The organism is Atopococcus tabaci DSM 17538 (genome assembly GCF_000429585.1).
In the GTDB taxonomy this organism is placed as follows: domain Bacteria; phylum Bacillota; class Bacilli; order Lactobacillales; family Carnobacteriaceae_A; genus Atopococcus; species Atopococcus tabaci.
The window spans coordinates 1-10,964 of record NZ_KE386924.1 but is presented as its reverse complement, the minus strand read 5'-3'; the positions used below and the strand labels follow the sequence as shown (position 1 = coordinate 10,964).

The following is a 10,964-nucleotide window of genomic DNA, read 5'->3' as shown; positions in this document are numbered from 1 at the left end:
CGAAACCAGAACCAAAACCAGAGCAAAATGTGGAAACTGGTACGCACACCGTGAAAACCGGTGACACATTGTCCGGCTTGGCGGTTCGTTACGGTACGACGGTAGCGCAGATTAAGTCTGCGAACAAATTGAAATCAGACACCATTTATGTCGGTCAAAAGTTGGCAATTTCAGGTAAAGGGTCAACTGCACCGACACCAGCACCATCTAAGCCTGCACCGTCTGTCTCCACTACTTACACCATCAAAGGAGGAGACACGCTCTCAGGTATCGCCAGAAAATACGGCGTGACTGTTTCACAACTGAAGGGTTGGAACAACCTTACCTCCGATGTGATTTACGTCGGTGATAAACTGAATGTCAATGTAGACGGGAAAAAAGCTGCTTCTCCAATAAAATCAACAGTAAGCACATCGCATACTGTGAAAAGCGGAGACACGCTTTCCGGTCTTGCACGACAATACAACACAACAGTTTCCAACTTGAAGAAATGGAATGCATTGCAATCCGATCTTATCTTTGTTGGGCAAAAACTGATAGTCAAAAAATAAACAATAAAGCAGCCTCTTTTTCAAAAGAGGCTGCTTATTTGTCTTTGTTTCGGGAAAGATTCATTTGGTGTGCATACTTATTCATAAATAATATAAAAAGTGGTATACATCCTAAAACAATTAGTATTCCAGTGGAGAAGAAGACGTAAAATCCAAGTATACCAATATGATTCATAAAAATTTTTAAAATTATTTTGACTGTTTTATGTGATATTGGTATGATGGTGTTGAATAGGGATTCTGCAAGCTGCTTATATAAATATACATTAGGAATCATTGTTGCATGTTTGGTGGCTTAGCAGAATAAAAGGAGGGGTCCATGTCAAACAATCCAAGAAGAATCGGATCTTCAATTTAACTGGAGAAAACGTGGGACACATTTAGTTGGGAGGAAATGATAATGAAATCATATTTGCAACGAATTGGTCGTTCTTTGATGCTCCCGGTCGCCGTGTTACCGGCAGCAGCGATTTTAATGGGAATTGGCTACTGGATTGACCCTCAAGGATGGGGTGGTGAAAGTCCGATTGCTGCCTTCTTGATTCGTGCGGGTTCTTCTTTGATTGATAACATGGCCATTTTGTTCGCCATTGGGGTTGCACTGGGGATGTCCAGGGACCGGAATGGATCAGCAGCCATCAGTGGATTGGTCGGCTACTTAGTCGTCACAACCTTATTAAATCCTGAAACGGTTGCGATGCTTCAAGGAATTGAACTCGAACAGGTCAATGCCGCATTTGGAAGCATTGAGAACCAATTTATCGGTATTTTAGTGGGATTGATTGCCGCGGCTTTATACAACCGATTCAGTGAAATGCGTCTTCCGCAGGCGTTGTCTTTCTTTAGTGGACGACGACTGCCGCCGATCATGACGGCCATCACGATGCTGTTCGTCTCATTGCTGTTGATGTTCGTTTGGCCGCCTTTGTATGGTGGATTGGTTGCATTCGGTACAGCCATCAGTGGACTAGGGGCATTGGGAGCAGGAATCTACGGTTTCTTCAACCGACTCCTCATCCCGGTCGGCTTGCACCATGCATTGAATGCGGTGTTCTGGTTTGATGTGGCGGGAATCAATGACATTCAAAACTTCTGGGCAGGTACAGGAGAACTGGGAGTCACTGGGATGTACCAAGCAGGATTCTTCCCTGTCATGATGTTCGGATTGCCAGCGGGAGCATTGGCGATGTACCACATGGCGGATGAAAGCAAGAAAAAAGAAACGGCCTCTTTAATGATCGCCGCAGCTTTTGCTTCATTCTTTACAGGTGTTACCGAACCGCTTGAGTTTGCATTCATGTTTGCAGCTCCACAATTGTACTTGATTCATGCACTGTTTACAGGAGTTTCGTTGTTTATAGCAGCTACATTTGGATGGACGGCCGGTTTCGGGTTCAGTGCCGGGTTCGTCGATTACTTCTTGTCCTTCAACTTGCCATTGGCCAACCAACCGTATATGCTGTTGGTTCAAGGAGCCGTCTTTGCAGTGATTTACTACTTCGGATTCCGTTGGGCAATCAAAACCTTTGATTTGGCCACACCGGGCCGAGGAAAAGGCGAATCGGAAGCTTTGGCCGGCAATGAAGGCGAGCTTGCAACGGCCGGTGCGACAGCCGGCGGTGGAACAACGACCGCCACTGCGCCACGGACCGGAAGCGATCGCTCTGGTTTCGCACAGAAAGCGGAAATTATTTTGGCCGGATTGGGCGGTCCGGATAACGTAGACATGATTGACCCATGTGCGACCCGTCTGCGTGTAGAAGTAAAAGATATGGATAAAGTAAACGAACAACGTATCAAGTCTGCCGGTATTCCAGGGACAAACAAAACAGGACCGAAAAACATCCAAGTAGTTGTCGGAACCGAAGTTGAGTTTGTCGCTAACGAAATTGAAAAATTAAGAAAATAAGTTTTTCGAACTCTCTCCTTCCATCAAAAGAAGGGGAGAGTTTTTTTTATTTGAAAATAGAGACTGTTGCCGAACCGGTGCATTTTTGGTAAAATAAACCCAACATTTGAATATCGAGAAAACGATGAAAAGGAATAGTAGAGGGTTTCTTTTTTCAAGAGAGCGCATGGGTGGTGGAAATGCGTAAAAAGAACCGTTGAACTCGCCTTGAAGTTGTCTGGCCCAGTGGATGTCAATCATCCATAAGTCAGACCGTTCCCTGCGTTAACGGATCGAGCCTGCCGGTGTGGCGGGGAACATAGGTGGTACCGCGAGAGCCCATTCGCCCTATGGATGCAGCAAGTTCTGTATTCATAGGGCTTTTATATTTTCTGACGTATTCATAAAGAAGGAAGAAAAAGGAGAGAACACCATGTCATTCAATCACCAAACCATTGAGAAAAAATGGCAGAAATTTTGGAGACAAGACCACACATTCAAGACCACAAACGATGCAGACAAAAAGAACTTTTACGTGTTGGATATGTTTCCGTATCCGTCCGGTCAAGGTTTGCACGTAGGACACCCGGAAGGCTACACAGCCACCGACATCGTTGCCCGTATGAAACGCGCTCAAGGATACAACGTGTTGCATCCGATGGGGTGGGACGCGTTTGGTTTGCCTGCTGAACAATACGCATTGGACACAGGAAACGATCCATCGGAATTCACCAAGCATAACATCAAAAACTTCAAACGCCAAATCAATGCTCTGGGATTCAGCTATGACTGGGACCGCGAAATCAGCACTACAGACCCAGAGTTCTACAAATGGACCCAATGGATTTTCACGAAGCTGTATGAAAAAGGCTTGGCATACGAAGCGGAAGTACCGGTAAACTGGTGCCCGGCTTTAGGAACGGTATTGGCAAACGAAGAAGTCATCGACGGAAAAAGTGAGCGCGGCGGACACCCTGTTTACCGCAAACCGATGAAACAATGGATGTTGAAAATCACTGCCTACGCAGACCGCCTGCTTGAAGACTTGGAAGAAGTCGATTGGCCGGAACACATCAAAGACATGCAACGCAACTGGATCGGAAAATCCGAAGGGGCAGAAGTCACATTCCAAGTGAAAGACTCCGACGAAAGTTTCAGTGTATTCACCACTCGTCCGGACACCCTTTTCGGTGCGACGTATGCTGTGGTATCCCCGGAATCCGAGTTCCTGAAAAAAATCGTTACGCCAAAACAAAAAGAAACCGTTGACCAGTATGTGGAAGCAGCAGGCAGAAAGTCTGAACTGGAACGGACAGAACTCAACAAAGAGAAAACAGGTGTCTTCACCGGTGCATATGCGATCAACCCGGTTAACGGCAAGGAGATGCCAATCTGGACCGCGGACTACGTGCTGGCTTCTTATGGAACCGGAATAATCATGGCGGTTCCGGCACACGACCAGCGTGACTGGGAATTTGCCCGTAAATACGACTTGGACATCGTTCCTGTTTTGGAAGGCGGAGACGTGGAGAAAGAAGCTTTTGAAGGCGACGGGCCGCATATCAACTCCGATTTCTTGAACGGATTGAACAAAGACGAAGCTATTGAGAAAATGAACAACTGGTTGGAAGAAAAAGGATTGGGTGAAGCGAAAACAACGTACCGTCTGCGTGACTGGTTGTTTGCCCGTCAGCGTTACTGGGGAGAGCCAATTCCAGTCATCCACTGGGAAGACGGCACAGTGACCACTGTTCCAGAAGACGAATTGCCGTTGCGTTTGCCGAAAACCGACAAAATTCAACCGAGCGGAACCGGGGAATCACCGTTGGCGAACATTGAAGAATGGGTCAACGTAGTGGATCCTGAAACCGGGAAGAAAGGCCGCCGCGACACAAATACCATGCCGCAGTGGGCAGGAAGCTCCTGGTATTTCTTGCGCTTCATCGATCCGAAAAACTCCAAGCAATTGGCAGATCCGGAGAAATTGAAACAATGGCTGCCGGTTGATTTGTATATCGGAGGAGCGGAACACGCGGTATTGCATTTGTTGTATGCTCGTTTCTGGCATAAATTCCTGTACGACTTGGGTGTGGTTCCGACAAAAGAACCATTCCAAAAATTGTTCAACCAAGGAATGATTTTGGGCGAAAACAACGAGAAAATGTCCAAATCCCGCGGCAACGTTGTCAATCCGGATGATGTGGTCAAAGAATACGGCGCAGACACCTTACGTTTGTACGAAATGTTCATGGGGCCTTTGGATGCTTCCATCGCTTGGAGCGAAGAAGGATTGGAAGGCGCACGCAAATTCTTGGATCGCGTCTGGAGATTGTTTGTTGACGAAGAAGGTCAGCTGCGTGACCGCATCACCACATTTAACGATGGCAAATTGGATGTTGTTTACAACCAAACAGTGAAAAAAGTGACTGAAGACTATGAGCACTTGCGCTTCAACACCGCCATTTCTCAATTGATGGTCTTCACGAATGAAGCATACAAAGCAGACGCACTGCCGTTCGAATACATGAAAGGCTTTGTTAAATTGCTTGCTCCGATTGTCCCTCATTTGGGTGAGGAATTGTGGAGCCGCCTGACAAATAGTGAAGGCAGCATCAGCTACGAGCCGTGGCCGGAATTCGATGAAAGCAAATTGCAGGAAGACACAGTGGAAGTTGTCTTCCAAATCAACGGAAAAGTGCGTTCGAAAGAACAAGCTTCCAAAGACATCTCCAAAGAAGAGCTGGAAAAAATGGCGATGGAAAACGAAAAAATCCAGATGCATTTGGAAGGGAAGACGATCCGCAAAGTCATTGTCATTCCTGGAAAACTGGTCAACATCGTCGCAAACTAATGAACCAATCAAAAAACGAGGCAGTTTTGTTGCTGCCTCGTTTTTTGTGTTTGGTATAATGGAGATTGGTTTGATTTTTATTTTCAAGACACAAGAATATGATAAAGAAAGAGCAGGCAAGGGTGTATGAAAAATAAAGAAAAAGACTACAAGCTGTCTTCTTTTTTCCAATTGCTGCGATCGACGCGTTTGCCGGTGTGGATGCTGGCAGTGGGGAGTTGGTCAGCCGTATCATCAACGACACCAGTATTGTCCAACAGGTCATCACCAGTTATTTCCCGCAGTTTGTCAGCGGGTTACTGACCATCATTGGTGTGGTGACCATCTTGCTCATGATGGACTGGCGGATGACGCTTTTGATGTTGTTGACGGTTCCGTTGATGTTTGCGGTTTTGTTTCCACTTGGAAAAAGGATGGGGCGCATCGCCCGGAAGACGCAGGATGAAACAGCCGAATTCAACGGCAGCATCCAGCAGACCTTGTCGGAAATCCGATTGATGAAATCTTCCACCGCTGAGCAAACAGCAGCTGAGATGGGCCAACAAGGCATCGATCGGTTGTACGAATTGGGGCTGAAAGAAGCTAAAATTTCGCTCTGGTCGGCCCTTTGATGTACGTCATCATCACGTTGGTGGTGTTGGCGGTCTTTGGGTACGGCGGACTCCGAGTCGCAAACGGCACGCTGTCCATCGGCTCTCTGGTGGCTTTCTTGATGTTTTTGTTCCAGTTGATGTCACCGCTGATCACGTTCACTAGCTTTTTCACGCAGTTGCAGCGGGCGGCTGGAGCGACAAACCGAATCACAGAAATCGTCCAATTAAAAGAAGAAGCAGGACAAGAAGGAATCGAGATGGACATTTCCGGTCTCCCGCTGACATTTCCCGATGTTCATTTCTCTTATGGAGAAGAGCCGGTGTTGGAAGACATTTCTTTCACTGCCCATCCGGGACAGAAAATCGCCTTCGCGGGACCGAGCGGCGGCGGGAAGACAACGTTGTTTTCTTTGATTGAACGATTCTATGAGCCGGAGACAGGTTCCATTGTTATTGGGGACACACCCATTCAAGAGCTGTCCATGAGCTCATGGCGCGGGCAGATTGGCTATGTGTCTCAAGAAAATGCCATGATGGCCGGCACCATCCGTGAAAATTTGTGTTACGGAATGGAAGAAGAGGCAGTGTCCGATGAGCGTTTATGGGAAGTGGCCGAGATGGCATATGCAGACGGATTCATCAAAGAGCTTCCGGACGGCTTGGATACAAAGGTAGGCGAGCGGGGAACGAAACTTTCAGGGGGTCAGCGTCAACGCATCAATATCGCCCGGGCCTTTCTGCGGAATCCGAAAATCTTGATGTTGGATGAAGCAACAGCTAGTTTGGACAGCCAGTCAGAACAAGTGGTCGAAGAAGCCTTGAACCGTTTGATGGCTGGACGCACAACGTTTGTGATTGCTCACCGGTTGTCCACCATTGTGGACGCCGATTTGATTTTATTTATTGAAAAAGGACACATCAACGGAAAGGGCACACATGAAGAGTTGGCGCAGACTCATCCGTTGTATCAGATGTTTGCGGAGCAGCAATTAACGTAATGAGTTTCACGATTATCACATAAATTGAGACGAAATTGTTAAAAAAGGTTTAAAAAGAACAGACCTTATCTAGAAAAGATTGCAACCCTTTGTTCAAAACAGTAGAATGGTGGTTAATGGGAAAGAATAGTTTTTCCTTATATCAAATGAGAAAGGTTCATGAAGATGGCCAGTGATACGATGAAAAATACAAAAACAAATACAGAATCGACTTCTTCTACTCAAAATAAAATGGTCAGCGGATCCGCATGGATGACCGCTGGCAGCATGATGTCCCGGATACTCGGGGCGTTGTACATCATTCCATGGATGGCATGGATGGGGGATTCAAACACGGCGGATGCAGCGAACGCCCTGTTCCAAATCGGGTATACTCCTTATGCGTTTTTCTTGAGTCTGGCGACGGCCGGTGTGCCTTCTGCCATTTCCAAACAAGTTTCTTATTATAACGCAATCGGAGAATACGAAATCAGTAAAAACATTTACAAAAAAGGCCTGCAGATCATGGCCTTTTCCGGGATAGTCTCGGCAGTCTTGATGTTCGTACTCGCGCCGCTGTTTGCGGAAGCCAGCCCTACTGCCTCGGCAGCGGATAGTACCATCGTCATCCGGTCGTTGACGCCGGCGTTGCTCTTCATTCCAACAATGAGTGTGACACGCGGGTTCATTCAAGGACATAACACGATGGCGCCGTCTGCGATTTCTCAAATCATCGAGCAGTTGGCACGGGTGTTGTTCATGCTCGCATCGGTCTTCTTGGTTCGGCAAATGCTGGACGGGTCCGTTGTGACGGCTGTTTCGTTGTCCACGTTTGCCGCATTTGTCGGGGCGATATTCGGGTTCGGGTATTTAATTGTTAAGCTGAGACGCGGAAACAATGCGTTGACGCGCGAACCGGAAGAAAGTGCCGGGAAGGTGTCTGTCGCAACCAATGAATTGATGGTCAGCATCATCCGGACAGCGATTCCATTCATTATTGTCGCAACGGGAATCACGATTTCGCAGTTTATTGACCAGTTTACCTATTCTCCAATCATGGAGTCGGTCTCTAATATGACCGGTTTAGAAATTCAACGAACATACGGGATCTCTCAAGCGAATGCCCACAAATTGATTATGATCATCATCTCGTTTGGCTCGGCTATGGCGATTACATCTGTTCCATTGATCAGTGATTTGATTGCCAAAGGCAGTTTGAAAGCTGTGCGTCACCAGTTTGTGGAGAGCGTTCAGTTGTTGTTCTTCATCATGTTCCCGGCAGCCACAGGAATGGCTGTACTGGCTGAGCCGTTGTACACGGTATTCTACGGCCACAACGACTTCGGAACCGGAATCACACAAGTGTCCGCGTTCATGAGCATCTTTTTGGCGCTATATGCCTTGTTGGCAAACATCCTGCAGGCATCCAATCAGACACGTCCGGCGATTATAGCGCTTTGGATTGGGTTGGGTATGAAGTTGGTGTTTCAGTATCCGGCGCTCAGACTGTTCAGCACATATGGAATGCTCATCAGCAACATCATCGGTTTCGGTGTCGCGTGTTTCTTGATGTTCCGCATCATGCACAAAGCAGTGGGCTACAACGCGTCTTACTTGGTTCGTCGTACCACATTGATTGCACTTTTGACGGCTGCGATGGCTGTGACCACCATTTTGGTTCGGGAAGGGCTGTACCTCTTCTTGAATGAACAAAGCGGGTTTGATTCCGTGATTGTCATGGCGGTGACGGCAGTTGCAGGGGTTGCGGTGTACGGCTACTTGGCTTTGAAAACCCGCTTGGCAGACAGATTGCTTGGCAGCAGAATCACCACGATTCGCAGAAAATTGAAGTTGAAATAAACCAAAAAGCACTTTCCTTGCGGGGAGTGCTTTTTTGTATTCTTTATTTCCAAAGAGGGACAGCGGTTAGGTGTCTTTGTCTGATAGAAGGCGTTTCTTCGACAAAGAAGTTTGGAAGATGGGCTGCTTTGTCGAATAGAGGGTGACTCACTGACAAAGAAACGCCATTCGAACGATTCTTTGTTAAAGAAATGTATGCGGAACCAAACAGTATGATACAATAGAAGAACACACACGAAAAATGGAGGGAACCATATGCAGGAGCACTACATTTTATCAGATGGATTCAAAATACCGAAAGTCGGATTCGGTACATATCAATTGAATGGATACGACGGCGTACGAAGAATCGAGCAGGCCATTTCCGCCGGCTATCGTCTGTTGGATTCAGCCGTGAACTATGAAAACGAAGGAGCGGTCGGCCGCGCGGTCAAAAACAGCGGGGTGTCGCGTGACGAGTTGACGGTCACATCCAAACTGCCTGGACGTTATCATGGCTATCAAGATGCTGTGAACACGATCCAAGAATCGGTCTTGCGCACTGGGTTGGATTACATCGACTTGTATTTGATTCATTGGCCGAACCCGATTGAAGACAAATACGTCGAAGCCTGGCAGGCATTGGTTGATGCACAAAAAGCGGGATTGGTCCGTTCGATCGGGGTGTCCAACTTCTTGCCGGAACACATTGAACGGTTGGAGAAAGAAACCGGGGTGCTTCCGGTCATCAACCAAGTGGAACTGCATCCTTTCTTCAATCAAGAAACTCAGCGCGCGTTTGATGCGTCCAAACAAATCATCACCCAGGCTTGGAGTCCATTGGGAAGAGCCAGCGCAGTGTTGAAAGAACAAACCATTGTGGACATCGCAGAGAAACACAAAAAATCCATCGCACAAGTCATCCTGCGTTGGCAGGTTCAACTGGGCGTCCTGCCGATTCCTAAATCGTCCAGCATTGTCCGCCAGGAAGAAAACTTGAACCTCTTTGATTTCTCGTTGAGTGAAGAAGAGATGGCGGCAATCAACCAGCTGACGAAACAAGATGGACGCAGAAAAGGGCAGGACCCCGCAGTTTACCAAGAATTTTAAGTGAAATTAAAACAGAAAAATACCTTTGCTAGAGAAATCAATGGTATCATTGATACAGCAAAGGTATTTTTTATGGCGGAGTTGCCGTCTATTGACTGAGTTAAAGGAGTTTTTGCGATGCGTATTGATAAATTGCTCGCCCACAGCGGGTTTGGGACGCGAAAAGAAGTAAAGAAACTATTGAAAAGCAAATTGGTCTGGGTAAATGAGGAGCCTGTGACGGACCCGAAAGTACACGTGAATCCGGAAGAAGACGAAATCGCTGTCGGCGGGGAACCGGTCCATTATCAGGAATTCGTGTATTTCATGATGAACAAACCCCAAGACGTCATCAGTGCGACGGAAGACGTGTATCACCATACGGTCATTGACTTACTGGAACCCCAAGACAGCATACAAGAACCGTTTCCGGTGGGTCGCCTGGACATTGACACAGAGGGCTTCCTGTTGTTGACCAATGACGGAGCTTTGGCGCATCAACTGCTTTCTCCAAAAAAACATGTGGATAAAGTCTATGAAGCAGTGGTTGACGGAATTGTCACGGAAGCGGACAAAGAAGCGTTTGCTAAAGGTGTAACGCTCGACGACGGATACGAAACCCTGCCGGCTGAGCTGGAAATTCTTTCTGTTGACGAAGAAGCAGGGCAGTCGCACACGCGTTTGACCATTCACGAAGGCAAATTCCATCAAGTGAAGCGGATGTTTGAAGCGGTCGGAAAAGAAGTGACGCACTTGACACGCATTTCCATGGGACCATTGGAATTGGACCCGGCATTGGAACTGGGACAGTACCGCGCGTTGACGAAAGAAGAAATCTCTTTGTTAAAAGGGGAATAACTAATGGAAAAAGCCACGAAGAAAGCTGTACATACAGTTTCCTTTGGTTCTATGTCAAATAGTGTTGGTGAGCCTATTGAGAGGTCAAAGTGAATTCGTCACTTTGACCTCTTTTTTTCATTAAGCTACTTCTTCGTCTTCGAATGTCAACGGCCTTGGTTGGTGACGGGACACCGTTAATTTGTAACTGATCAAAATTCTGGCCCGTAAGTTGTAAAAGTTCCGGTACCCATACCCCGATTGTTTGATATTTTTGATTTTATTATTCATTCCTTCAATCGCTCCATTTGACAGGGTATACGTGAACGCATGCCGAAT

Annotated in this window: 8 protein-coding genes, 1 pseudogene and 1 other annotated feature; of the genes and pseudogenes, 8 read left to right on the top strand and 1 reads right to left on the bottom strand. The window is 47.0% G+C overall.

Annotation, left to right across the window (positions count from 1 at the left end):
- From G470_RS13680 to G470_RS0112030, 8 genes and pseudogenes are all read left to right on the top strand, one after another.
- Positions 1-551, top strand: a 551-nt coding sequence (locus G470_RS13680; RefSeq protein ID WP_169720341.1) for a LysM peptidoglycan-binding domain-containing protein, incomplete at its 5' end; no start/stop codon positions are given.
- Between the two features lie 400 nt (positions 552-951).
- Positions 952-2,460, top strand: coding sequence for an N-acetylglucosamine-specific PTS transporter subunit IIBC (nagE, locus tag G470_RS0112055; protein ID WP_028274996.1), 1,509 nt, complete (start codon positions 952-954; stop codon positions 2,458-2,460).
- Positions 2,461-2,575: 115 nt separating this feature from the next.
- Positions 2,576-2,793: a binding site (T-box leader), on the top strand.
- 79 nt (positions 2,794-2,872) lie between these two features.
- The gene (leuS, locus tag G470_RS0112050) at positions 2,873-5,290 is read left to right on the top strand and encodes a leucine--tRNA ligase (protein ID WP_028274995.1); all 2,418 of its coding nucleotides are present in this window, start codon (positions 2,873-2,875) and stop codon (positions 5,288-5,290) included.
- Positions 5,291-5,454: 164 nt separating this feature from the next.
- Positions 5,455-5,901, top strand: a pseudogene (locus G470_RS14760) (ABC transporter transmembrane domain-containing protein); the annotation flags it as partial.
- Positions 5,901-6,881 carry an ABC transporter ATP-binding protein gene (locus G470_RS13675; protein ID WP_051258586.1) on the top strand — a complete coding sequence of 327 codons (981 nt, stop codon included), beginning with the start codon at positions 5,901-5,903 and terminating at the stop codon, positions 6,879-6,881. The pseudogene G470_RS14760 and the gene G470_RS13675, both read left to right, overlap by 1 nt.
- Before the next feature lie 159 nt (positions 6,882-7,040).
- Entirely contained in the window at positions 7,041-8,720 is a 1,680-nt protein-coding gene (locus G470_RS0112040; protein WP_338023265.1) for a putative polysaccharide biosynthesis protein, read from the top strand.
- Positions 8,721-8,975: 255 nt separating this feature from the next.
- Entirely contained in the window at positions 8,976-9,809 is an 834-nt protein-coding gene (locus G470_RS0112035) for an aldo/keto reductase (protein WP_028274993.1), read from the top strand.
- Positions 9,810-9,926: 117 nt separating this feature from the next.
- Positions 9,927-10,646 (top strand): pseudouridine synthase, encoded by a 720-nt coding sequence (locus tag G470_RS0112030; protein WP_028274992.1) that lies wholly within the window; start codon positions 9,927-9,929, stop codon positions 10,644-10,646.
- A 120-nt stretch (positions 10,647-10,766) separates the two neighbouring features.
- Here the strand turns inward: G470_RS0112030 and G470_RS13670 are convergent.
- On the bottom strand, positions 10,767-10,964 hold a 198-nt coding region (locus G470_RS13670; protein WP_035445716.1), incomplete at its 5' end, for a transposase.